At 51.9% G+C, this 25012-nt stretch carries 21 protein-coding genes; 8 read left to right on the plus strand and 13 right to left on the minus strand.

What is annotated here, in order from left to right; all coding sequences use genetic code 11:
- Both sufD and sufB read right to left on the minus strand, forming a co-directional pair.
- Window positions 1-1158 (minus strand): Fe-S cluster assembly protein SufD, encoded by a 1158-nt coding sequence (sufD, locus tag ABXT50_RS02975; protein WP_415274685.1) that lies wholly within the window; start codon window positions 1156-1158, stop codon window positions 1-3.
- Complete coding sequence (gene sufB, locus ABXT50_RS02980) at window positions 1159-2577, minus strand: Fe-S cluster assembly protein SufB (RefSeq protein WP_415274686.1); 1419 nt, start codon at window positions 2575-2577, stop codon at window positions 1159-1161.
- Between the two features lie 151 nt (window positions 2578-2728).
- Here sufB and ABXT50_RS02985 point away from each other — a divergent pair, with 151 nt between their 5' ends.
- Window positions 2729-3814, plus strand: coding sequence for a COX15/CtaA family protein (locus ABXT50_RS02985; RefSeq protein ID WP_415274687.1), 1086 nt, complete (start codon window positions 2729-2731; stop codon window positions 3812-3814).
- Entirely contained in the window at window positions 3811-5136 is a 1326-nt protein-coding gene (locus tag ABXT50_RS02990; RefSeq protein ID WP_415274688.1) for a cryptochrome/photolyase family protein, read from the plus strand. The genes ABXT50_RS02985 and ABXT50_RS02990 overlap by 4 nt, the downstream gene beginning before the upstream one ends.
- Before the next feature lie 4 nt (window positions 5137-5140).
- Here the strand turns inward: ABXT50_RS02990 and ABXT50_RS02995 are convergent, their stop codons facing one another.
- Window positions 5141-6049 carry a heme o synthase gene (locus tag ABXT50_RS02995; protein ID WP_415274689.1) on the minus strand — a complete coding sequence of 303 codons (909 nt, stop codon included), beginning with the start codon at window positions 6047-6049 and terminating at the stop codon, window positions 5141-5143.
- 132 nt (window positions 6050-6181) lie between these two features.
- Here ABXT50_RS02995 and tkt point away from each other — a divergent pair, with 132 nt between their 5' ends.
- Genes tkt through pgl form a run of 6 tightly spaced genes read left to right on the plus strand, consistent with a single transcriptional unit; the run spans window position 6182 to window position 14052 of the window.
- Window positions 6182-8245, plus strand: coding sequence for a transketolase (gene tkt, locus ABXT50_RS03000; protein WP_415274794.1), 2064 nt, complete (start codon window positions 6182-6184; stop codon window positions 8243-8245).
- On the plus strand, window positions 8245-9336 hold the full coding sequence (gene tal, locus ABXT50_RS03005; RefSeq protein WP_415274690.1) for a transaldolase: 1092 nt from the start codon (window positions 8245-8247) through the stop codon (window positions 9334-9336). The genes tkt and tal overlap by 1 nt, the downstream gene beginning before the upstream one ends.
- 3 nt (window positions 9337-9339) lie before the next feature.
- Entirely contained in the window at window positions 9340-10917 is a 1578-nt protein-coding gene (locus ABXT50_RS03010; RefSeq protein WP_415274691.1) for a glucose-6-phosphate isomerase, read from the plus strand.
- Complete coding sequence (gene zwf, locus ABXT50_RS03015) at window positions 10914-12434, plus strand: glucose-6-phosphate dehydrogenase (RefSeq protein WP_415274692.1); 1521 nt, start codon at window positions 10914-10916, stop codon at window positions 12432-12434. The genes ABXT50_RS03010 and zwf overlap by 4 nt, the downstream gene beginning before the upstream one ends.
- A complete protein-coding gene (locus tag ABXT50_RS03020) occupies window positions 12431-13354 on the plus strand; it encodes a glucose-6-phosphate dehydrogenase assembly protein OpcA (protein WP_415274693.1) in 924 nt (307 codons plus the stop codon). The genes zwf and ABXT50_RS03020 overlap by 4 nt, the downstream gene beginning before the upstream one ends.
- Window positions 13351-14052: a 6-phosphogluconolactonase gene (pgl, locus tag ABXT50_RS03025; RefSeq protein ID WP_415274694.1), complete on the plus strand. Its 702-nt coding sequence runs from the start codon at window positions 13351-13353 to the stop codon at window positions 14050-14052. The genes ABXT50_RS03020 and pgl overlap by 4 nt, the downstream gene beginning before the upstream one ends.
- Here pgl and ABXT50_RS03030 read toward each other — a convergent pair.
- The 10 genes from ABXT50_RS03030 to uvrA form a co-directional block, all read right to left on the minus strand.
- Window positions 14036-14413: an RNA polymerase-binding protein RbpA gene (locus tag ABXT50_RS03030; RefSeq protein WP_415274795.1), complete on the minus strand. Its 378-nt coding sequence runs from the start codon at window positions 14411-14413 to the stop codon at window positions 14036-14038. The two genes, pgl and ABXT50_RS03030, sit on opposite strands and share 17 nt — an antisense overlap.
- A complete protein-coding gene (gene secG / locus ABXT50_RS03035; RefSeq protein WP_415274695.1) occupies window positions 14413-14661 on the minus strand; it encodes a preprotein translocase subunit SecG in 249 nt (82 codons plus the stop codon). The genes ABXT50_RS03030 and secG overlap by 1 nt, the downstream gene beginning before the upstream one ends.
- Before the next feature lie 33 nt (window positions 14662-14694).
- A complete protein-coding gene (tpiA, locus tag ABXT50_RS03040; RefSeq protein WP_415274696.1) occupies window positions 14695-15477 on the minus strand; it encodes a triose-phosphate isomerase in 783 nt (260 codons plus the stop codon).
- The gene (locus tag ABXT50_RS03045; RefSeq protein WP_415274697.1) at window positions 15470-16675 is read right to left on the minus strand and encodes a phosphoglycerate kinase; all 1206 of its coding nucleotides are present in this window, start codon (window positions 16673-16675) and stop codon (window positions 15470-15472) included. Before ABXT50_RS03045 ends, tpiA begins: the two co-directional genes overlap by 8 nt.
- Window positions 16675-17676 carry a type I glyceraldehyde-3-phosphate dehydrogenase gene (gene gap / locus ABXT50_RS03050; RefSeq protein WP_415274698.1) on the minus strand — a complete coding sequence of 334 codons (1002 nt, stop codon included), beginning with the start codon at window positions 17674-17676 and terminating at the stop codon, window positions 16675-16677. Before gap ends, ABXT50_RS03045 begins: the two co-directional genes overlap by 1 nt.
- Before the next feature lie 63 nt (window positions 17677-17739).
- Complete coding sequence (locus tag ABXT50_RS03055) at window positions 17740-18360, minus strand: superoxide dismutase (RefSeq protein WP_415274796.1); 621 nt, start codon at window positions 18358-18360, stop codon at window positions 17740-17742.
- 48 nt (window positions 18361-18408) lie between these two features.
- Window positions 18409-19380 (minus strand): DNA-binding protein WhiA, encoded by a 972-nt coding sequence (gene whiA, locus ABXT50_RS03060; protein WP_415274797.1) that lies wholly within the window; start codon window positions 19378-19380, stop codon window positions 18409-18411.
- Window positions 19381-19382: 2 nt separating this feature from the next.
- Window positions 19383-20255, minus strand: coding sequence for an RNase adapter RapZ (gene rapZ / locus ABXT50_RS03065; RefSeq protein ID WP_415274699.1), 873 nt, complete (start codon window positions 20253-20255; stop codon window positions 19383-19385).
- Between the two features lie 63 nt (window positions 20256-20318).
- Window positions 20319-22163, minus strand: a complete 1845-nt coding sequence (gene uvrC, locus ABXT50_RS03070) for an excinuclease ABC subunit UvrC (protein ID WP_415274700.1) — start codon at window positions 22161-22163, stop codon at window positions 20319-20321.
- A 2-nt stretch (window positions 22164-22165) separates the two neighbouring features.
- A complete protein-coding gene (gene uvrA, locus ABXT50_RS03075) occupies window positions 22166-25012 on the minus strand; it encodes an excinuclease ABC subunit UvrA (RefSeq protein ID WP_415274701.1) in 2847 nt (948 codons plus the stop codon).

Here is a 25012-nt window from a genome sequence, read left to right on the forward strand (position 1 = left end):
TTAGACTCCCGCCTTCTCGAGTCCTTGTTCGATCGAGGCGATTAGACGGTCTTCAACCTGAGAAATTCCAACCTTTTGAACTACCTCATTCAGGAATCCTCGAACGACGAGGCGCTTTGCCTCGGTGTCGCCAATTCCTCTAGCCATTAGATAGAACAATTGCTCGTCATCGAAGCGCCCGGAAGCACTCGCGTGGCCAGCGCCCTCAATTTTCCCGGTCTCAATTTCCAGATTTGGAACAGAATCTGCTCTTGCTCCGTCGGTTAGCAAGAGGTTCCGGTTGAGTTCATAGCTATTCGTTCCAATAGCAGTCTCTCTAATAAGAACGTCTCCGACCCAGACCGTGTGAGCTCCTGCACCCTGGAGTGCGCCCTTGTATGCCACATTTGAAACGCAGTTTTCTGCAATGTGGTCCACATACGGTCGGTGCTCAAAGTAATTCTTCGAATCGGCTAGGAAAACACCATACATTTGGATTTCCGCACCCGGCGAATCTAGGGCAACAGAAGGCGTGACTCTAACGAGGTCTCCCCCAAGTGACACCACGACGTGCTTCAGTGTTGAGTCCCGTCCAAGTCTCGTGAATTGATTCGAAACGTGTGATGAACCGTTATCCCAGTCTTGGATAGATACAAAGTCAAGCTTTGCGCCGGGGTCCAGCAAGATCTCGACGTTCTCGGCAAGGAAGCCTTGACCGATGTGGTCCAGGACTATTGTCGCTTTGGCGTTCGCGCCAACCTTTACGAAAATGTGCAGGGCCTTGGCTGCAAGTTCTTCTAATTTCAAGGTTAGAAAAACCGGCTCAGCTATTTCCTGATCGGCCGGGACCTCAACCAAGAGAGTTTTCGAGGCGTTGGTCCAGGCGATTGCCGAAATTCGGTCCTCGGGAAGTCCAGCTGTTCCGACAATCTTTTCACTGGAGTCAATCCAGTTGGCCGTCACTGTCCCCGAAAGACCGATCGACAGCTCACCTTGAGTAACTTCACCTATGACTTCCGCATCCAGGCCTTGAAGGCGATCCATAGGCAAATAACGCCAGATCTCCTGCCTGTTTGAAAGCTCTGGGAAATCGCTTATGGAGGTCGACCGAGGGCGTTCGGATCTTGTCTGGAGGGGTACGAGTTTGTGCTCGTGAGCCTCTATTCCGTGCTGCGCCATCTAGCCAACAGCCCCTTCCATCTGCATCTCAATAAGCTTGTTGAGTTCAAGGGCGTACTCCATTGGCAGTTCCTTAGCAATAGGCTCGATGAAGCCTCGGACAATCATCGCCATCGCTTCATCTTCGGCCATTCCTCGAGACTGCAAGTAGAACAGTTGCTCTGCACTTATGGCTGAGACCGTCGCTTCGTGTCCCATCGAAACATCATCCTCGCGGATGTCGTTTGAAGGATAAGTGTCTGATCTGGAAATTGTGTCGACTAGTAGCGCGTCACAGCGAACCGTGTTCGCCGAGTGATGAGCTCCCGGATTTACTCGGATCTCTCCACGGTAGGAAGTTCTTCCTCCACCTCGAGCAATTGACTTGGACACAATGGAACTGGTCGTGTATGGAGCAAGGTGAATCATCTTGGCTCCGGCGTCCTGGTGCTGACCTTCTCCGGCAAAAGCCACCGAGAGTGTCTCGCCACGAGCGCGCTCGCCTGCAAGTATGACGCTTGGGTACTTCATGGTGACCTTGGACCCGATGTTTCCATCGATCCACTCCATAGTGGCACCCTCGTGAGCGATTGCCCGCTTGGTTACTAGGTTATAAACGTTGTTAGACCAGTTCTGGATCGTCGTGTAACGAACCCGAGCGTTCTTCTTCACGATAATTTCAACTACCGCAGAATGAAGCGAATCAGACTGGTAAATCGGTGCGGTGCAGCCCTCGATGTAGTGAACGTAGGAGTCCTCATCTGCGATGATTAGCGTCCTTTCGAACTGACCCATGTTTTCGGTGTTTATTCGGAAGTAGGCCTGAAGAGGGATGTCTACTTTTACACCCTTAGGGATGTAGACGAATGATCCTCCGGACCAAACCGCCGTGTTCAGGGCTGCAAACTTATTGTCACCGGCAGGGATAACTGTTCCGAAATACTCCTTGAAGATTTCCGGGTGCTCTCTGAGCGCAGTGTCGGTATCTAGGAACAAGACACCCTGCTGCTCGAGGTCTTCGCGAATCGAGTGGTAAACGACCTCCGACTCGTACTGGGCGGCAACGCCGGAGACGAGGCGCTGGCGTTCCGCATCTGGGATTCCAAGCTTGTCGTAGGTGTTGCGAATGTCCTCTGGAAGGTCTTCCCAGGTTTGTGCCTGACGCTCGGTCGAACGAACGAAATATTTAATGTTGTCGAAGTCGATCCCTGAAAGGTCAGCTCCGAAAGTAGGCATTGGCTTTTTCATGAAAAGCTCGTAGCCCTTAAGTCTGCGCTGTAGCATCCAGTCGGATTCGTCTTTTTTGCCCGAGATGTCCCGAACAACCTCGTCTGAAATACCACGCTTGGCTTCGTCTCCAGCTTTTGACTTGTCGGACCATCCAAACTCGTAAGTTCCTAGGTCGTCTAGTTCTGGGCGATCGATAATTTTCTCTGCCATTGTGTTCTCCTTCTACTTAATCAGTACAACTGATTTTGGTGAAACGTATTCCAACAAAGCCAATCATGAGAAACTTGAGATGTGATGTTGGACTAAGCCTACGTAGTTCTATGAAAATAAAACAGTAAGGCATACCTAAGTTAAGGCGTTTATGAAGATCCTAAAGGGCCTGTGGTTCGATGGCATTGTCTCGCCGCTTCGTTTGCGGTTGTTTGTGTGGCTTTCGCTCGTCACTCAAATTTTGATCGTTGTGACCGGGGGCGCTGTCCGGCTCACAGGGAGCGGTTTGGGTTGCCCGACTTGGCCGAAATGTACAGAAGACTCCTTGGTAAGCACCCCGGAGATGGGCTTCCACGGTGTTATTGAATTTGGAAATCGGTTGCTAACAATCGTTCTGCTTATCATCGCCCTTCTAACCTTTATTGTCGTCGTGCGAATTAGTGAATCCACACGCCGCATAGGGCTTTTGTCAATTGGTTTTTTTAGCGGAGCAGTCTTGCTGGTTGTGGGTTTGGCCTTCAACACAATGTTCGGACTGGGTCTGGTTACCTTGGTAACTTTCGCATTGGCGTTGGGCTTGATGCTCCTGTTCGGGATCGTCATTATTAGAATTGCCCGCTTGACAAACCGGTTTGGCCTGGTCGTGCCGGCCTTTGGTTTAGGAGTTGGCATAATCGTGCAGGCCGTAATCGGTGGAATCACGGTTCTGACGGGCTTGAACTCTTGGATTGTGGGCTTTCATTTTGTAATTTCAACGGGTCTGATCGCACTGGCCTCACTTTTGGTTTGGCGGGCATTACCTAAACCGGTCAATTCCGTGGCACGTTGGAATGCGAATCTCGCATGGCCGACAGTAGTAGTTGGATTTATTGCGATCTGCATGGGAGTCATTGTTACCGGTGCTGGCCCACATGCTGGAGACGCCCTGACGCCACGAAACGGCTTCAATCTTGAAATTTGGCAGCACTACCACTCCTACCCGGGTTACACGCTGCTCGCTCTAATAACTGTGCAGCTAGTAGCTCAAGTTGTGAAATCCAGGTCCGTGTTGAAACAACTTGAGTCTCGGATTCTGCTGCTGTTGTTTGTGGCGACTGTATTCCAGGCTGTAGTGGGAGTAATTCAGGCGCGTATGGGCGTCCCTGCGTTGTTGGTTGGAATTCACATGCTCGGTTCCGGCGTCTTGACAGCACTAATTACATTTCAGGTTTTGAGTGCCAGAAAAATCAATCGATGAAGACTATTTTCTGGTTTCGAAGAGACCGTAGGCTTCAAGATAATCAAGCTCTTAGCTTTGCAGCCAGCTCTTCTCAGGAGCTTCTTCCAGTCTTTGTTCTTCCAGCATCAAGCACCGGCATGTCGGAGCTGCGCACAAGCTCAGTTCTTGCTTCAGTCTTAGCTTTAGATAAGAGCTTGCCCAAAGGGCTTGAGCTGCTTCATGGCGATGCAAGCATCGAGCTTGGCAAGATGTCTCAGGAATTTTCTGCCAGGCGCGTGGTGGCTACGAGGGCATTTGATACAAACGGCGTCATCGAGCAAGAGGCAGTTCGTGATGCACTTGCAGCGATAGACGTGGAACTTGTGCTAGTCGGCAGTTACTACGCAGTCGAGCCCGGAACAGTTGTCAAAGACGATCAAACAGCCGTGCGCGTCTACACGCCCTTTTTCAAAAGGTGGCTTCAAGTCTTTGTCCCCGAGCCATTTGTCCTTGATATCCAGAACGCACCTTGGGCAGCCGCCAGCCAAAGAGTCGCCCTGATTTCAGGAGTGAATGCGGGTGAGAAGTTGGCTCTTGAAACATGGGCCAAGTTTCGGGCCTCTCGGATTTTCGATTACTCGGACCACCGAAATCGACCGGACATAAATGGGACCTCCAAGCTTTCTCATGCGCTGGCCCACGGCGAAGTTCATCCGCGGACTCTACTTGCTGGCCTTGGTGATACAGAGGGCGAAGAGGTGTTTCGTAAGGAGATAGCTTGGCGGGAGTTTTACGCAGATGTAATGCATCACCACCCCCGTACCTACGATAAATACTACGAGCCTCGCTTTGCCGGGCTTGAATACGATGACCCCAAAGAGTTTCCAGAAAAACTAGCCGCCTGGAAAGCTGGCGCCACGGGATACCCAATCGTGGATGCAGCGATGAGACAGCTCGTTCAGTCCGGCTGGATGCACAATCGAGCACGCATGATTGTTGCAAGTTTTTTGGTGAAAGACCTTCATTTCGAATGGCAAATCGGCGCCAAGTTTTTTGAGGAGCATCTGACTGATTTTGACCCCGCCTCAAATTCTCACGGCTGGCAATGGACGGCAGGTTGCGGCACCGATGCAAGCCCTTTTTACCGAGTTTTCAATCCAATCCTGCAGGGCCCAAAATTTGACCCGGACGGCGATTATGTTAGGAAGTGGTTGCCAGAACTTGCTCATTTACCGGCTGCAAGTGTCCACGAACCCTGGAACGACATCGCCGGTTATCAGTTTGGGTACGCTCCCCCAATTTTGGATCACTCTCAAGAGCGGGATGAGGCGCTACGTCGCCTTGAGGCTATAAAGCGCTGATTCCCTAAATATAAATCAAAGGGTCAATTGCGATTGCCAAGAACAAAATCGTCAGATGTGTAATTGAAGCGTGGAACAAGCGCATTGGGTTTTGAGGTATTCGGACCTTAGCCTCCTTGTAGAGACGGTGCGATTCCCAGGTGAACCAGATTCCAGCCAACACCGCCGCAACCGTATATACAGTGCCCATGTTCGCAACTGGAATCAGCAGCAGTGTCGCAGCAAAATATGCGTAGGCATAAAGAATTATTTGTCTACCTACATGCTCATTTTTAGCCACCACCGGCAGCATCGGAACTCCGGCAGCTTTGTACTCTTCTAGGTAGCGCATTGAAAGAGGCCAATAGTGCGGCGGTGTCCAAAGGAAGATAATCAAGAACAACACTCCAGCTGCTAGGGAGAGCTCATTGGTCACAGCAGCCCAGCCAATCAAAGCCGGCATGGCCCCGGCAGCACCGCCCCAAACTATATTTTGTGGCGTGCGTCTTTTGAGACCGAGTGTGTAGACGAAGACGTAGAACAAAATTGCAATTAGCGAAAGTACGGCCGCAAGCACGTTTATTAGTAGCGCAAACCAAATGACCGACAGGCTTCCAATTGACCACGCAAATATCAGAGCCTCTTTGTGCGTGAGTTCCCCGGTCACTAGAGGTCGATTTTTGGTGCGCCCCATGATTTGGTCAATGTCGCGGTCGATATAGCAATTGAATGCATTGGCACTCCCAGCGCTGAGAGCGCCGCCAAAAACGGTGGCGATAATCAGCCAAATTGAGGGAAAACCTCTAGCAGCCAGAATCATGGCCGGCACGGTCGCGATCAGTAGAAGCTCGATAACGCGTGGTTTAGTCAGCAAAAAATACGCACGGATCTTGCGCGAAAGCCGCGCTCCAGATGATTTTTCTACCGTAGACATTTGTCCAAGTCTAATCCAGTCCGAGCGGTGCTGCAGCCCACTCGGTATAGACTCTTGGCTAAATGTCAGGCACCGCCGCCGGCGCAAATCCCTAAGTGGTAAAACACGTAATTTGTTAGGAATGATTCTTTGTTGGAATGGAATGAAATTGACGACTTGGCAGTCAAGACTGCCAAAGTTCTTGCCGCGGATGCAGTAGAGAAGGTTGGCAACGGCCACCCTGGAACTGCAATTAGCTTGGCGCCAGCTGCGTATCTATTGTTCCAAAAGGTCATGAGGCATGACCCGCAAGATGACCGCTGGGTTGGCAGGGATCGATTCGTTCTTTCGGTGGGTCACTCTTCTCTAACTTTGTACAACCAGTTATTTCTAGGTGGCTTTGGCCTCGAGCTCACTGACATTCAATCGTTGAGAACCTGGGGCTCTTTGACCCCTGGACACCCCGAATATGCTCACACCAAGGGTGTTGAAATCACAACTGGGCCATTGGGTCAAGGTCTGGCATCGGCAACTGGGTTTGCAATGTCAACAAGATTTGAACGTGAATTATTTGATCCTGCCACAACCGATGGAACTTCACCCTTTGACCATTTCGTTTATGTGATCGCTGGTGACGGTGACATGCAAGAAGGAGTTAGCGCTGAGGCGGCTTCCCTTGCCGGACATCACGGACTGGGAAATCTGATTGTTATTTATGACGCGAACCAGATTTCTATCGAAGACGACACTGACATCAGCTTTTCTGAAGACGTCGCAAAGCGCTACCAGGCTTATGGCTGGCAGACCATTGAGGTCAACTGGCGCAAGGAAACCGGATATGTCGAAGACGTGGGTGCCCTTTACGAAGCGATCTTGGCGGCCAAGGAAAACAGAGATCAACCAACGCTAATTACTCTTCGAACCATCATCGGTTGGCCAAGTCCCACAAAACAAGACACCGGCAAGATTCACGGCTCAAAGCTTGGTGGCGAAGAGCTTGCCGGCCTAAAGCAAGCGCTGGGCTTCGATCCTGAAGAGCACTTCGCTGTTGCTGAGGACGTTCTGTCCCACACTAGGCAGTTGGCTCAGCGCGGTAAAGAACAGCGTGCGGTTTGGACAGCTCAGTTCAGCAAATGGCACAAGGACAATCCTGATTCGGCGAAGCTGTTCGAGCGTCTTGCATCTGGAGAGCTTCCCTCAGACCTAGCCTCGTCACTCCCCGAATTTTCATCGGGCGAGGAAATCGCAACCCGAGCGGCCTCCGGGAAAGTCATAAACGCCATTGCAGCGAAAATGCCAGAACTGTGGGGCGGCTCTGCCGACCTTGCCGAGTCGAATAACACCACCATTGAAGGCGGCGGCTCATTCGTGCCTGCCAAGTGGCAAACCAAGGCATGGACCCCAAAAACTGCCGGGAGGATACTTCACTTCGGCATTCGTGAGCACGCGATGGGCGCAATTCTGAATGGCATCACTCTTTCCGGCCATTCGAGGGTGTTCGGCGGAACTTTTCTGGTGTTCTCCGATTACATGAGGCCCTCGGTCCGCTTGGCCGCCTTGATGGGTATCGCTCCGATCTATGTATGGACCCACGATTCTGTTGCACTCGGTGAAGACGGTCCAACTCATCAGCCAATCGAGCACTTGAACGCTCTGAGACTGATTCCAAATCTGGACATCGTGCGCCCAGCCGATGCGAACGAGACCTCTCAGGCGTGGCTTCAGGTCCTGAAAAACAAAAATAATCCCGCCGGAATTGTGCTTACGAGGCAGGGCCTTCCGGTGCTGGATCGAAGCGAAGGTTTCGGCCAGGCCGACCAAGTCAGCAAAGGTGCTTATGTCTATGCAGGGCAGGACAGTAAGCCAGATCTAATCTTGATCGCCAGCGGAAGCGAAGTTCAATTTGCGGTTGAAGCGAGGCTGATCCTGGAAGCAGGGGGAATTTCAGTTCGGGTGGTTTCCGCCCCTTGCCTTGAGTGGTTTGATTCTCAGCCTCAGGAATACCAAGATTCAGTGCTTCCAAAGCAAGTGAAGGCAAGGGTCTCTATTGAGGCCGGAGTTACCGATGGATGGCGCAAGTATGTTGGAGACAATGGTCAGTCCATTGGAATCAACCACTTCGGATCATCGGCTGACTACAAGACTCTGTTCACAGAGTTTGGAATTACCACCAACAAGGTGGTTGAGGCTGCAAAGAGAGTACTTGGAGGTAACTAATGAATGAAAACCTAAAATCACTGACTGAAGCTGGTGTTTCGATTTGGCTAGACGACCTTTCCAGAGAGCGCATCGAATCTGGAAACCTCAAGCACCTAATTGACAATTTTTCGGTAAGGGGAGTTACTACTAATCCGACTATTTTTGCAGCGGCGCTGAAGGGTCCCTCATACCGGGATGCAATTGTCGCGGAGAAGGCCGCCGGCAGCAGTGCGGCCCGAGCAATTGCAAACATCACCTCGGACGATGTCGCGGCAGCCTGCGACCTGTTCCTCCCCATTTACAACGAGTCCCATGGAGTCGATGGCCGAGTGTCTATCGAGGTCGAACCGGGACTGGCAAATGACACTGAGCGCACCATTGCTCAGGCACTGTCGCTTTACGAGCTTGTCGGTCGCAATAACGTCATGATTAAGATTCCGGCGACCGTAAATGGCTTAGCGGCTATCACTGCGGTTACGGCGGCGGGAATCTCAGTGAATGTGACTTTGATTTTCTCGCTCGATCGCTACGACAAAGTTATCGATGCCTATCTAGAGGGACTATCTCAGGCGAAGCAGGCGGGCAAGGACTTGAGCAAGATTCATTCAGTTGCTTCATTTTTCGTTTCTCGCGTTGATACCGAAGTGGATTCGAGGCTGGAGGCGCTTGGTAAGCCGGAGCTGAAGAGCAAGGCTGCTCTTGCAAACGCTCAGCTGGCATACGAGCTTTTCCAAAATCGATTTTCAACCCCTGAGTGGCAAACTCTTTTGGCGGCAGGAGCAAACCTGCAGCGACCGCTGATGGCCTCCACGGGCGTCAAGGACCCAGCCCTCCCGGACACCCTGTATGTCACCGAACTGGTTTCTAAAAACATCGTCAACACCATGCCGGAAAAAACCATGATGGCAACCGCCGACCATGGCGTAATTCCAGCCGAATCGGTAATCGTTTCCTTTGAAAACGCAAAGGCTGTAATGGTTGAAATTGCTGCTGCCGGCGTCGATCTCGCCGATGTCACCGCACAGCTAGAGCAAGAAGGTGTCGATAAATTCAAAGTTTCTTGGGCCGAATTAGTTGAAACTGTTGAACACGCGCTAGCTGGAAGCTAGATCATGCAGCTGAGGATACAAGAAAGCCTCAAGCCCGACCTAGAACCCGTAGTTGCGAAAGTCATAGATGCTCAGATTGCTTCCAGGCTCGGCGATAAGGATGATTCCATCTGGGGATCAGCCGCCAAAGTCGAGGCTTCAAAGCGACTGGGATGGATAGATTCCCCCAAGTCTTCGGTTGATTTGATCCCCGAAATTCTAAAGCTGAGAGATCATTTTAGAGACTTGGGTGTCGACCGTATCGTGCTTTGCGGAATGGGCGGCTCATCGCTCGCGCCGGAGGTCATTGGGAAAAATACTGGCCATGAAATAGTGATTCTTGACTCAACAGCTCCTGATCAAGTGCTGTCCGCCGTCAGAGAGCTTCAGCGAACGGCAGTGGTTGTCTCCTCGAAATCTGGAGCGACCGTCGAGACAGATAGCCAAAAGAGGGCTTTTGAGTCCGGTTTTTTGGCTGCTGGCATCGACCCAGCGGAAAGAATAGTTGTAATTACGGATCCTGGCTCCCCCCTCGATACTGAGTCAAGAGCCGACGGCTACAAGGTGTTCAATGCGGACCCAGATGTCGGCGGTAGGTATTCAGCGCTAACCGCATTCGGATTGGTTCCTGCTGGACTGGCTGGCGCCGATATATCTTCGCTGCTGGCTAGTGCGTCGCGCGTGAGCTTTGGACTCAGCGCGGACTCCACCGATAACCCGGCTATTTGGCTTGGAGCTGCCTTGGCAGCAACTCCCGGAATCGGTCAGGTTCGCGATAAGTTTTTGATAGAAACCGAAGGCCTTCCTGGCTTTGGTGACTGGGTTGAACAACTGGTTGCTGAAAGTACCGGAAAACAACAACGTGGCATTCTGCCCGTTGTTGTGAGCAGTAGCGCTCCGGAAATTCAAGACGTACCAAGTGACACTATTTTCATCCGGTTTTCGGATTCTATGCCGGTAGCTGAGCACATAACCTTTAGTGGCGGCCTTGGAGAATTATTCTTGCTCTGGGAGTACGCCACGGCTATTGCCGGCTATCTAATGCAAATAAACCCATTCGATCAGCCCGATGTTGAGTCTGCCAAGATCGCCTCCCGAGCGCTACTCGACTCACCCGCTGTCCTGGTGTCCCCGGGCCATGTTGATCGAGGAATCACGGTTGCAAGTTACGGTTTGAACGTAGTCGGCAGCACAGTAGAGGCTGCAATCGAAGAGTTACTAAGTCAAGCAACTGACCATAGCTACATCGCGGTGCAGGTCTATCTGAGCAGGCCGGAATATCCTCAGTTCGAGAAATTGAGAGATATTTTCGCGAAGCGAACCGGCAGACCAGTCACTTTTGGTTGGGGGCCTAGGTTTTTGCACTCCACCGGCCAATATCACAAAGGCGGCCCCAAGCAGGGGCTCTTTGTCCAGATTACCGGTGAGCATGGAATCGATCTTGAAATAAAAGATCGCCCCTTTAGTTTTGGAGAGCTGATCCGCGCTCAAGCTGCCGGAGATGCGAGAGTTTTGTCCGATAACGGCCTTCCGGTTGTGTCTTTATTTATGAAAGAACCACTCCGGGACCTAGCGTTTTTAGAAAAGGTAATTGCTTCGTGACCAACAACCCACTGAGAGATCCTCGCGACCGGCGAGTGCAAAAGATCGCTGGACCAAGCGGCCTAATAATGTTCGGTGTGACTGGTGATCTTGCGGGGAAGAAGCTTTTGCCTGCCATTTACGACCTGGCCAATCGCGGTCTTTTGCCGCCGGCTTTTTCGTTGGTTGGGTTCGCTAGAAGAGACTGGAGCCAGGACGACTTTGAAGCGGTGGTCCACGATTCTGTTAAGGCGAATGCCAGAACTGCTTGGTCCGAAGAAGTTTGGAGCCAGTTAGCTAAGGGCATCCGATTTGTCTCGGGTAGGCATGATGACCCGGAAGCATTTCTTCGACTTAAGAAGACAATGGACGACTTAGACGCAGAGCGCGGAACAGCCGGGAATCACACTTTTTATCTATCGATTCCGCCGAGGGACTTTCCTCTGGTTATCCAACAGCTATCGGACTCGGGGCTCGCAGACGCTGCCGATGGAGAATTTAGACGCGTCGTCATCGAAAAACCGTTTGGGTCAAACCTCGAGACGGCTATCGAGCTAAACGACGTCGTTGAACGCGTTTTTCCAGCGGATGCTGTCTTCAGGATTGATCATTACTTGGGCAAGGAAACCGTTCAGAACATCTTGGCTCTTCGCTTTGCAAACCAGCTGTTTGAGCCAATTTGGAACAGTAACTACATCGATCATGTTCAGATTTCGATGGCCGAGGACATTGGGATTGGAAATCGCGCCGGTTCTTACGCGGACATTGGCGCGGCGAGAGACGTGATTCAGAACCACCTTCTTCAGCTTCTTGCTCTGACCGCCATGGAGCAACCGTTGAGCTTTGACGCAGCTGACTTGAGAGCAGAAAAGGAAAAGGTTCTAGCCTCCATTACCTTGCCTCAAGATCTATCAAAGCACACTGCCAGGGGTCAATATAAGGGCGGTTGGCAGGGTGGAGAGTTCGTCAAGGCTTATCTCGACGAGGCTGGCATGGATGCCGAGAGCAACTCGGAAACCTTCGCCGCCATGAAGCTCAACATCGATAATAGACGCTGGCAATCTGTGCCTTTTTATCTGCGGGCTGGAAAGCGTCTTGGACGACGAGTCACCGAAATTGCCGTGGTTTTCAAAAGAGCCCCTCAGCAATTATTTGGAGAAAGCCAGACTGAACTTTTGGGCGAAAATGCTTTGGTGATTAGGGTTCAGCCGAACGAAGGGATCACGATTCGTTTTGGTTCTAAAGTCCCAGGACCCAGCATGCAGGTTCGAGACGTCACAATGGACTTTGGTTATGGTCATGCCTTTACCGAAGACTCCCCCGAGGCCTACGAACGCCTAATTCTTGATGTTCTGTTGGGCGAACCGCCACTTTTCCCGCGGCAACGAGAAGTGGAGCTGTCTTGGAAAATTCTAGATCCCATAGTTGCGCATTGGAAAAGTAGCGGCAAGCCAGATTCATACGCCCCAGGATCGTGGGGACCAGACTCTGCTCATCAAATGCTGGCCGAAGATGGCCGAGTATGGAGAAGGCCATGATCGTCAACATGGAAAAGACCACCACGTCAAAGATTGAGAAAAAACTTCAAGAATTACGTGAAGACGGTGGAGTAGTTGCATTAGGACGTGTCCTCACTCTCATTATCGAAACAAACTCGGATCACCTGGAGAAGGCTATTGAGGCTGCCAATGGGGCGTCTCGATTGCACCCAAGCAGGATTATTGTGTTGGTGAGCAACTTAGAGCAAGGCGACAAGTCTCCCAGGTTAGATGCCGAAATAAGAATCGGTGGTGACGCTGGTGCGTCCGAAGTCGTTGTGATTCGTGCCTTTGGAGATGCAAATAGCAATACCGAGTCGATGGTCACAGGTCTGCTGCTTCCCGATGCACCCGTAGTTGCATGGTGGCCATCAGATTGCAAAGCCAATCCTTCGAAGAACCCGATTGGCCAGATTGCAACCCGAAGAATCACAGATGCCGCAGCTCAAAGGGATGCATCTGGGTTTCTAAGGCAGCTGGCAAAAAATTATGCACCCGGGGATAGCGACATGTCTTGGACGAGAATTACGCTGTGGCGATCTCAGCTCGCGGCTCTATTCGATAACGAAAAAAACCGCCGAGTTGTCGAAATTCGAGTCTTAGGTTCGATAATTTCTCCGAGCGTAAGGCTGTTGGCCGGTTGGTTGTCGATGCAACTGGGCGTGGATGCAAAGATCATTCATGAGCTTTCGGGGATTGCGATAGAAGGCATCGCCGGAGTGGAGATTTCTTTTGATCAGGGCGAGCTCGCAATCATTCGGTCTGGCGATGTGGCGAGCATCGGCCAAACTGGTTCACCGGATAGCTCGGTCTTACTACCCAAACGCTCGGATCAGGATTGCCTCATGGAGGATATGCGGTTCCTGGGAGAAGATGAAGTTTATGGTGCCGTGTTGAAAAATGAGCTGTCGAAGCAATGAAGCCACGCATCTTTGTCGCTGACACTTCAAAAGAGCTTTTGAGCCAAGCTGCTGCGGATTTTTTGGCATTAGTTTCCGAAGTTTTAGAATCAAAGCCCGTCGCGAACATTATTTTGACCGGTGGTAGCCTCGGCATCGCCATGGTTGGAGAGCTCGCCAAGCTGAATCTCGATCTTTCAAAAGTAAGATTTATGTTTGGCGATGAGCGCTTTGTTGCTCTGGATCACGAGGACCGGAACGAATATCAAGGAATTTCTGTTTTCCCCGAGTTGGCAACTCGATCGCTGCTTCGTTACCCTGCTTCCGACACTGAACTTTTGGCGGGGCAGGCCCTGATGAACAAGGCCATGACGATTTCTTACGGTAGCTCCGAGGACACCTCGGATGTTTTTGATCTGGTTATTTTAGGAGTGGGGCCTGACGGGCACGTGGCATCGCTATTTCCGGGACATCAGAGCAATGGGGAATGGATTACTGCGGAGTGGGACTCACCCAAGCCGCCATCTGAGCGGCTAAGTCTTAGCTACCGCACGCTAAATCGAGCAAATCAGGTTTGGTTTTTAGCCTCCGGAGCACAAAAAGCGGCTGTAGTAAGATCGGCTTTAGGCGACCCAAATTGCGAGCTTCCCCTGGCTAAGGTAAGGGGACTGCAATCAACCAGCTGGTACTTGGATAAAGAGCTTAGCGACGCGCTTTAGCAGCGTCAGCTGCACGCTGTCTGCGGTTGCGAATCGAATCTAGGGCCTCGGCTAAAATCTGCTCGGCCTCGTCGTCTGTTCTGCGCTCTTTTACGTATGCGAGATGAGTCTTGTATGGCTCAATCTTTGCAACCTGGGGAGGGTTTGCCTTGTCCATGCCTGCCGGTAGGCCGCAGTGAGGACAATCAATCTCTTTAGGTAAGTCTTCCTCGTTGACGCTGGCTGCAAAAAGTGGATTAATCTCGTGGCCATTTGAACAGAAGAAGCTAAGAGCAATCTTCTCTACCTGATGGCCGCGATCCTGCTCGCCCATTGGGCCAGCACCGACGCGTGCTCCGCGAATTGAAGGTGAGCTCGACATCAGGCCCATCCGAATCTTGTAAATAGGCCCAATATTATGATGACTGACACCCAAACCAAACCAAGAACAACCGTGATTCGGTTGAGGTTACGCTCGGCCACGCCGGATGAGTTCATGGAGCTTGTTACTCCGCCGCCAAACATCTCCGCGACTCCTCCACCTCGACCCTTGTGAAGCAAAATCATCAAGATTAGAAGCACACTGGTTATTGCAAGCAATACCAATAGCGCTGTTTGTAGGGCAGCCATCTATTTCCTCATTCTCTTTTCAAACCTTGTAAATTATAGGACTATGTGCTTTTTGAAGCGCGAAATTCCGGAAAACTCTTCTGCATCCAAGGACGCACCGCCTACTAGCACACCATCAACCTGCTCAGATTGCAAGAAACCTGCGACATTATTTGCCTTTACTGAGCCCCCGTAGAGAATTCGCGAGTTGGCGGCATCGTCTCCAAAATTGGCTTGGAGCGCCTTTCTGATAGCTGTTGCGACTTCGCTGGCCTCTTGAGCCGTTGCGACTTTCCCAGTTCCGATTGCCCAAACTGGTTCGTAGGCGATAACAAAGTCCCCGAGAACCTTGTGGCCGCTAAGTGCGTTGATTGTCTGAATTATCGGCACCGCAGACTGCCCTTGGGTCTCAAGTTCTTCTAGGGTCTCCCCTACGCAAATGATAGGAATAAGGTTATTTTCCCAGGCAGCGGCAACCTTTTGCTGGACTACTGAGTCATCCTCTGCGTGATACGTGCGACGTTCCGAGTGCCCGACGAGTACGTATTCTACGTTCAGCTTAGATAGCATTTGCCCAGAGATTTCGCCGGTGTAGGCGCCGGACGCATGCTGGGATAAGTCCTGAGCACCCAGTTTTATTTCGAATTTCTCGGCATCTATAAGGGTTTGAGCGCTTCGGAGATCAGTAAATGGCGGGAAAACCACGACTTCGACTTCACCAAAGTCATGGTCGGCATCATTTAGAGTCCATGACAGCTTCTGCACCAGGGCAATCGCCTGAAGGTGATCAAGGTTCATTTTCCAATTGCCAGCAATCAGTGGCGTGCGGTTAGTCATTAAGGACCTCCAGTCCTGGCAGCGTCTTACCTTCAAGGTACTCAAGGCTTGCACCACCACCGGTTGAAATGTGACCAAAGCTGGCCTCATCAAATCCAAGCGCCCTAACCGCAGCTGCGGAGTCCCCGCCCCCGACAACCGATAGTCCGTTCACTTGGGTTAGAGCTTCTGCCACAACCTTCGTGCCGTGAGCGAAGTTCGGAAATTCGAATACTCCCATCGGACCGTTCCAGAAGACGGTTTTAGAGCTTGCAACGGCTTCGGCGAAAATTTTGGCGCTCTCTGGGCCAATGTCGAGTCCTAAAACTTCGGCGCCTAGTTCAGACTCTTCGATGGCATCTGCCTGCACAGTTTTGTGCGTAGCTTCGGCTGAAAAACTAGATGCAATTTCTATGTCAGTCGGCAGAATAATTTGCACACCCAAGTCCGCGGCCTGCTTCAGAAGATCTCTAGTGGTTTCGACTTGATCTTCCTCCAGCAAGCTTTTGCCCACGTTATGCCCCATTGCCTTCAGCACGGTGAAGACCATACCTCCGCCAATTGCCAGCCTGTCCACCTTTGGTAACAGATGCCCTATTACAGCAAGCTTGTCCGAGACCTTAGAGCCGCCGAGCACGACCGTGTAGGGACGGGATGGCGTTGTTGTTAGTCGGTCCAGAACTTTGAGCTCTGCCTCAACCAGTAATCCTGCGCAGCTCGGTAAAAGGCCAGCGAGCTCATAAACACTGGCTTGCTTTCGGTGAACAACACCAAAACCGTCAGAAACCATGATGTCTGCCATCGTCGCGAGTTCTCTGGCAAACGCCGCGCGCTGCTGTGGGTCGCTGGAAGTCTCGGCAGCGTCGAAGCGGAGGTTTTCAAGAAGCGCTACTTCGCCGTCCTTCAGGGAGGAGGTCAGAGCCTGTGCAAGGTCCCCAGTGCACTCGGGAGAGAACTTTACGTCTTTACCCAGTAGTTCTTGGAGACGTGTCGCAACTGGAGCAAGGGATAATTCGACCTCGCGTTCCTTTGGGCGACCAAGGTGTGATGCCAGAATGACCTTCGCACCAGCGCCGACAAGCCTGTTGATGGTCTCCAGAGAAGCTCGAATACGACCGTCATCTGTGATCTGCGAATTGGACAGAGGCACATTGAGGTCGCAGCGAACTATAACTGCCTTGGATCGAAGATCTCCGGCGTCGTCAAGGGTTCTGAGCATTAGAGTTTGGACGCAACCAAGGCAGTTAGCTCAACCAGGCGGTTTGAGTAACCCCACTCGTTGTCATACCAGCTTGATAACTTCACGGTGTTGTCGATAACTCGAACCAAACCGCTGTCGTAGATGGAGCTGTGAGGGTCACCAACGATGTCGCTGGAAACAATTGGGTCCTCGGTATACATGAGGATGCCCTTAAGCTCGCCCTCCGCTGCCTTCTTGTAGGCGGCGTTGATCTCTTCAACCGTGACCTTCTTCTCGGAAACTAGAGTCAAATCAGTTATCGAACCGGTCGGGATCGGAACACGCAAGGCGAAACCATCCAGCTTGCCCTTCAGCTCTGGGATTACGACGCCTAGGGCCTTTGCTGCTCCGGTGGTAGAAGGAACAATGTTGATGGCCGCTGCGCGGGCGCGTCTTAGGTCCGGGTGAGGGCCGTCCTGAAGGTTTTGATCTGCGGTGTACGCATGAATAGTTGTCATGAGGCCGTTTTTGATTCCGAAATTATCCATGAATACCTTGGCTAGTGGTGCAAGGCAATTCGTGGTGCATGATGCGTTGGAGATCACGTGATGGTTGTCTGGCTCGTAAAGATGTTCGTTTACACCAATAACAAAGGTTGCATCTTCCCCGGTTGCAGGCGCTGAGATTATTACCTTTTTGGCGCCAGCCTGAATGTGCTTGCGAGCATCGTCGGCATTAGTAAAAAAGCCGGTGGACTCGACGACTATTTCTACGCCAAGCTCCGCCCAGTCAATTTTGGCTGGGTCGCGCTCGGCCAGAACTTTAATTGACTTGCCGTTTACAACGATGCTGTCTCCATCAACAGACACCGCTGCATCAAGTCGTCCCCCCACTGAATCATACTTCAGCAGGTGCGCGAGCGACTTAGGGTCGGATAGGTCGTTTACTGCGACTATTTCTAGATCGGAATTTTGCGCTAGTGCTGCTCGCAAATAATTGCGGCCGATACGTCCAAAACCATTAATACCAATGCGAGTCACGGGGCTACTCCAAAACTTGTCAGTGAATAAATTATTTGCCCGAGCACCTTTGGGCGAGCGAGGTCATCCTAGCAGCAGCGAGGAACTGTTCGCTTTAACGGATGCGAAGCGAGTTTCTACATCGGCCCAGTTGACGATGTTCCAGAATGCCTTTATGTAGTCCGCCTTCACGTTGACATAGTCCAAATAGAACGCGTGCTCCCACATGTCAAGCATTAGAAGCGGGATGCTGCCCATCGAAAGGTTGCCCTGCTGATCATAGAGCTGGCCGATAATAAGTCGGTTGCTCATGCTGTCCCAAGCCAGATATGCCCAACCCGAACCCTGAATGCCCATGGCGGCAGCGGTGAAGTGCTTTGTAAATGCTTCGTATGAACCGAAGTACTCGGAAATGGCTGCTAGTAGCTCGCCGGAAGCTTCTCCACCCTCTGCGGATAAGTTCTTCCAAAAGATACTGTGGTTTACGTGACCACCTAGGTTGAAGGCGAGGTCCTTTTGTAGCTTCGGGAGGGTTGCAAAGTTGTCGTTAGCCCGCGCCTCTGCCATCGCGTCCAGTGCAGCGTTTGCTCCTGTGACGTAGGCCTGGTGATGCTTAGAGTGGTGCAATTCCATTATTCTTGCCGAGATATGAGGCTCTAGCGCTGAGTAGTCGTAGTTGAGATCCGGAAGTGTGTAGGTCATGATTTCTCACTTTCTATTATTGGATTCGTTGGTTTAATCGTAGCCTTATTCCTAAATCAGATCCGCAATGACAGATTCGGTATCTGGAATCCCCAATTCGCCAGCCCTCTTATCAGCGGTTGCCAGCAATCTACGGATTCGTCCTGCCACCGCGTCTTTGGTCATGGGAGGAACAGCAAGGTGTCCCAACTCATCTAGGGAAGCGTCTTTATGCTGCAATCGAAGCTCTCCTGCGTATTGAAGGTGCTCGGGGGCATGGTCGCCAAGAATCTCTAAAGCTCGCTGAACCCGCGCTCCGGCGGCAATTGCAGCTTGGGCGCTCCTTCTAAGGTTCGCATCGTCAAAGTTCGCGAGGCGGTTTGCAACACCCCTGATTTCACGTCGACTTCGAAGCTCATCCCATTTTTCAACTTGTTCCGTGCATCCCATCTGCCTTAGCAGTTCGGATATTGCTTCGCCGTCTCTAACAACGACTCGATACACATTCCTGACTTCTCTTGCCTTTGCACTTACTCCCAATCTTCTGGCTACCCCAACCAGCGCCATTGCTGACTCGTTTCCGGGAGCAGTCACTTCAAGAGAAGTGGACCTACCGGGGTCGGTCAAGATTCCGTGAGCCATGAATGCCCCGCGCCAGACCGCCCGTGCCTCATCCAGGGTCGAGCTAATTAGAGTGGCTGGAAGTCCGCGAACCGGTCGGCCCCGGTTGTCGATAAGACCCGTTTGCCTTGCCAAGAGCTCTCCGTCTTTGAGCACTCTAATTTGGTAGCCACTTGTTTTTCTGAGTCCTCCGGCTTGGACGACGGTTAATTCCGATTGAATGCCATAAAGCTCCGCAATTGCCCTTGCAAGCCTGCGAGCTAATGCTGCAGAATCAAGCTCCACTTCGATTGCTATTCGTCCAGAAATCAGCTGCAGTCCGCCACAGAAACGAAGGACTGTCGCGAGCTCCGCTGCACGTTCCAAGCCTGTTCTTACCGGAACTCTTGCAAGCTCCTCTTTAATTTGTTGCGTCAGTGCCATCATCACTCCCTGCCCAAGTCGCGGTGAGAAATGGCGACTCGTATATCTGCGTCCTCCGCGAGGCGCGCTGCTATTTCGTTGGTTAGGGCCACGGACCTGTGCTTGCCGCCCGTGCAGCCGATCGCAATTGTTGCGAATCGCTTATTTTCTTTTCTGTAGCCAGCTAGCACTATCTTTAAAGTCGCCAGGTAGCTTTCTTCAAAGTCTTTTACTCCCGGTTGACTAAGGACATAAGCGGAGACTTCGCTGTCGTTTCCGGTCTTTGCTCGTAGGGACTCTTGCCAGTGTGGGTTTGCGATAAACCTTGCATCAGCGACCATGTCCGCGTCAGCGGGAAGACCGTACTTGAAACCGAAGCTCATCAGGTTAACTTTGAAACCCTTCGACTGACCCGCAAAGGCCTCGGCAACTCGGTTTGTAAGCTCGTGGACATTTGACTCTGAGGTGTCAAAGACAATATCGGCAGTTTCGCGCAGACTCAAGAGCTGAGTTCTCTCGGCCGCGATTCCATCTAAAACCGTACCTTCGCCTTGAAGCGGGTGCGGTCTTCTAACTGACTCAAATCTTCTTACGAGCGCCGCATCATTCGCCTCTAGAAACAGAACCCTCACACTAATCTGGTGAGATCTCAGCTTCTGAATGTTCTGCTCCAGATCAGCGAAGAACTGACCACCTCTCACGTCCATTACAACCGCGACTTTGATTAACGACTCGCTACTTTTCGAGAACAAATCGCTGATGGGAAAAAGTAGCTGGGGAGGAAGGTTATCTATTACATGCCAGCCTTGATCTTCGAGAGCATTACCGGTCGTTGAACGTCCAGCGCCAGACATGCCTGTTACTACAAGCAGTTCCGGTTTGTTTGAAGCGTCCATTCACCCCTCCATCCGCCTGAAGACAAGGTTACCGCTTCGGCGTGTCGCGGATAGGCGTTTTCCCTAATCCGCGAGGTGTTCCAGGACAATATTCGCCAATCTCTCGCTAAATCCGGGGAGTTGGGTTATTTCAGCCTCGCTGGCGAGCTTCAATCTCCGTATGGATCCAAATTTGCGAAGCAGCAGTCTTGCCTTCTGCTCCCCCAAGCCAGGGATATCGACCAACGCCGAGGATATCGACTTACTTCTGGCGGCTCGCTGGGCTGTGATGGCAAAGCGGTGTGCCTCGTCACGAATTCGTTGAAGTAAAAATAACTCTTCCGACGTCCTGGGAAGAATAAGTGGATAATCGAGCCCAGAGACGAACACTTCCTCAAGTCGCTTTGCCAGCGACGCCACTGTGAGTCCTTGGATTCCAGAATCTTTCAGCGCTCGCTCGGCGGCACGTAGTTGGGGTAGTCCACCATCAATAACTAGCAGCCCAGGCCGATAGCTGAATCGTTCATTGGGCTCGTCGGTCTTCAGGTACTTGAGCCTGCGCATAAGGACCTGATAAACCGACTCGGTATCGTCGGCTGTCTCCAGGTTGAATTTTCGATACTGGTCCTTGCGGGAAAGGCCGTCCTCAAAGACCACCATTGAGCCAACCGTGTTCGTTCCTGACAGATGAGAAATGTCGTAGCACTCGATTCTCAGAGGAGCAGTCTCCATTGCAAGGGCGCTTTGCAATCCGGCTAAAGCCTCGGCTCGTGCGCTGAAATCTGAAACACGTTTCAGCTTGTAGTTCTGGAGAGCGTGGGCTGCATTTTGGCTTGCCGTGGCAAGGAGAGCTGCCTTGTCTCCTCGCCTGGGGGCAGAGATGCTGCAGCCTTTGCCGCGAATTTCTGAAAGCCAGAGCTCCAGAGCTTCCTTGTCGGTTGGAAGCTCAGTGACCATGATTTGCCTGGGGACCGCTGGAGGCTCGGACTTGACCCCAGCTGAATAGAGCTCTTGTAGCAAGTACTCCAGTAGTTCGGCGTTAGTTCTATCTAGCTCCAGGTCTACGACCAGTGATCGGTTTCCCCGGATACGCCCGCCTCGGACCATAAAGATTGACACCGCCGCCGACAGCTCATCGCGACTGAGACCAATGAGGTCGGCATCAACCTGATCATCAAGAACCACCGTCGACTTTTCTAGAACTCTTTCGAGTGCTCCGATGTCGTCTCTATATCGAGCGGCTAATTCGTAATTTTCAAGCTCACTGGCATTCTGCATTTTGAGCTTCAGATTAGTTACATGGGAGTCATTTCCCGACCCTATGAAGTCTCCCAGCTCTTTTGCTAAAGCCTTGTGCTCCGGTTGCGAGATGCGAGCTACACAGGGCGCCGAGCACTTGCCAAGTTCAGCCAGCAGGCATGGCCTGCCAGAACGCTTTGCTCTTTGAAAGATACCCGCGGTGCAACTGCGGACAGGGTAGACCTTTAGCAGTGAATCTAGGGTGTCCCTGATCGCCCAGCTTTGAGTGTATGGGCCGAAGTACTTCACGCCTTTGAGTTCTCGATTCCTGGTTACAAAGGCCCGAGGAACGGCATCCCCCATGGAAATCGCAAGGTATGGGTAAGACTTGTCGTCGCGAAAGCGAACATTGAAGGGTGGTTGAAACTCCTTGATCCAGGTAAATTCAAGTTGCAGTGCTTCATATTCAGTTGCGACTATTGTCCATTTGACATCGCTAGCGCTGAGGAGCATTCGTTTGGTTCGCTCGTGAAGACTGTCCAGCGGACCGAAGTAGTTTGAGAGTCGGGCCCTGAGGTTTTTGGCTTTGCCGACATATAAAACGCGTTCATCCGAGTCCAAGAATCTGTAGACCCCGGGCAACTTCGGGATTTCTGAAGTTTTTGGTCGGAAGCTCAGCTCATTGGCCATGATTACAAGATCTCGGCTAGGAACCTACCGGTGTGGCTGGCTGGGTTTTTCGAGACCTGTTCCGGGGTGCCCTCTGCAACGACCATGCCGCCACCGGAGCCACCCTCTGGGCCCATGTCGATGATCCAGTCGGCAGACCTGATTACATCCAAGTTGTGCTCGATGACGATGGCAGTGTTGCCCTTATCTACCAAGTTGTTTAGAACCATCAAGAGTTTGCTCACATCTTCAAAGTGCAGCCCAGTTGTGGGCTCATCGAGAACATAGATGGTCCTGCCAGTTGAGCGCTTCTGAAGCTCAGTCGCCAACTTCACTCTTTGGGCCTCGCCCCCGGACAATGTGGTTGCGCTTTGTCCGAGGCGAACATAACCCAAGCCAACATCAACCAGAGTGGTTAGGTATCTTGCTATCGAGTTGATTGGGGCGAAGAACTCGGCGGCATCGCTGATCGGCATGTTTAGGACATCACCGATTGAGTTTCCCTTGTAAAGAACTTGCAGTGTTTCTCTGTTGTAGCGTGCGCCTTTACAGTCCTCACAGGTCACATAAACATCCGGGAGAAAATTCATCTCAATCTTGATTGTGCCGTCGCCTGAGCAGTTATCGCATCTTCCACCCTTCACATTGAAAGAGAACCTGCCCTGAAGGTAACCTCTGACCTTGGCCTCCTGGGTGTCGGCAAAGAGTTTCCTTATGTTGTCAAAAACTCCCGTATAAGTTGCCGGGTTTGACCTTGGGGTTCGACCAATCGGTGCTTGATCGACGTGAACCACCTTGTCTAAAAGTTCTACTCCTTCGATGCGAGTGTGCTTTCCGGCAACCGACTTTGCTCGGTTTAGTCGCTGGGCGAGAACTTCGTAAAGAACATCGTTCACCAGAGAGGACTTGCCGGACCCGCTGACTCCAGTGACAGCAGTCATAACGCCTAGTGGGAAATTGACAGTGACGTTCTGCAGGTTATTTTCTCGAGCGCCAACGACCTTTAGTTTGCCCCCAGTTTTTGGCTTTCGCCTCTTAGTCGGGGTAGCGATGGATCTTCTGCCGGATAAGTAATCGCCGGTTATCGAGTTGGTGTTTTTGAGTAGATTCTGGTAGCTACCGGAGTGAACTACTTCGCCTCCGTTGACTCCTGCACCCGGGCCGATGTCGACCAACCAATCCGCAGCCTTGATTGTGTCCTCATCGTGCTCGACCACGATCAATGTGTTTCCCAAGTCTCGAAGTTTCTCAAGAGTCTCAATCAAGCGCAGATTGTCTCGCTGATGCAGACCGATCGATGGCTCGTCCAAGACGTAAAGAACTCCCGTGAGGCCGGCACCGATTTGGGTCGCGAGTCTTATTCGCTGAGCTTCTCCTCCGGACAGCGAACCAGCGGCACGCTCCAGGGATAAGTAGTCAAGTCCGACTGCCAACAGAAAGTCCAGTCTCGCTCTGATTTCCCTAAGCACTTGCGCTGCGATGATGGCTTCTCGCTCGGTTAGCTTCAGTGAGTCGAAAAATTCGTGGGAGTCGCCTAGCGAAATCTGCGCCACGTCATGAATTGATTTCCCGTGGACTTTGACAGCCAACACTTCCGGGCGTAGCCTCGCGCCGTTGCAGCTCGGGCATGGTACTTCCCGAAGATAATCAGCCCACTTGCTTCTAGCCCAATCACTATCGGATTCTAGGTACTTACGCTCGATGTAGGGCAGCACACCTTCAAAGCCGGAGGTGTAGCGCATTTCTCGTCCGTAGCGCGAACGCCATTTTACTTCAACTTCAAAGTCGTTGCCGTTCAGAATCGCCTGTTGGGTAGCCGCAGGTAGCTTTTTCCAAGGTGTTTTTAGGTCAAAGTCTAAGTCGTCAGCCAGTCCTTGCAGCAGCCTAACAAAGTAGGAGTACAGCCCCTTGCCTTGAGTTGACCACGGCAGGATAACTCCGTCCTTGATACTTGCCGCTGGATCTCCGATTACTAATTCGGCGTCGACTGCCATTTTGGTGCCGAGTCCCGTGCAGGCCGGGCACGCCCCGAATGGCGCATTGAACGAAAAGGTTCTGGGCTCAATCTCGGTGAGCACAAGGTCGTGCTCATTTGGGCAGCTCAGGTGCTCTGAAAACACGCGTTGGGTCTTATCGTCAATAAAGTCGACGACTATACGGCCCGATGATAGCTTCAGCGCAGTTTCAACCGAGTCGGTAATTCTCGACTGGGCATCAGGCTTCACGACGAGCCTGTCCACTACAACTGAAATGTCGTGCTTAAAACTTTTCTTCAGAGGCTTGGCTTCCGCGAGTATTACCTGCTCGCCGTCCACTACTGCTCGGGCGTAGCCTTGAGCCTGAAGGGATGCAAACAAGTCTTGAAACTCACCTTTTTTTTGCACCACTATCGGCGACAGCAGCTGGAACCTGGTGCCCTCGGTCATTGCTACTAGTTGATCAACGATTGCCTGTGGGGTTTGCTTCGAAATTACCTCTTGGCAAACAGGACAGTGAGGAATGCCTATCCTGGCCCATAGCAGCCTCAGGTAATCGTGTATTTCTGTGATTGTTCCAACGGTAGAGCGGGGATTTCGGTTAGTTGACTTCTGATCAATTGAGACAGCCGGGCTAAGACCTTCGATGAAATCAACGTCAGGCCTATCAACTTGCCCTAGGAACTGTCTCGCATAGGCGCTAAGTGATTCGACGTACCGACGCTGCCCCTCGGCAAAAATTGTGTCAAACGCTAGTGATGATTTGCCGGAGCCACTTAGGCCGGTAAAGACGATCATGGAGTCCCTGGGCAGTTCTAGGTCCAGGTTTTTAAGGTTGTGCACTCGTGCACCCTTGATTGAGAGCTTTTGGCCTTTGGGTTGTTGAATCGTCAT

It is taken from the genome of Aquiluna sp. Uisw_065 (genome assembly GCF_047731275.1).
Lineage (GTDB): Bacteria > Actinomycetota > Actinomycetes > Actinomycetales > Microbacteriaceae > Aquiluna.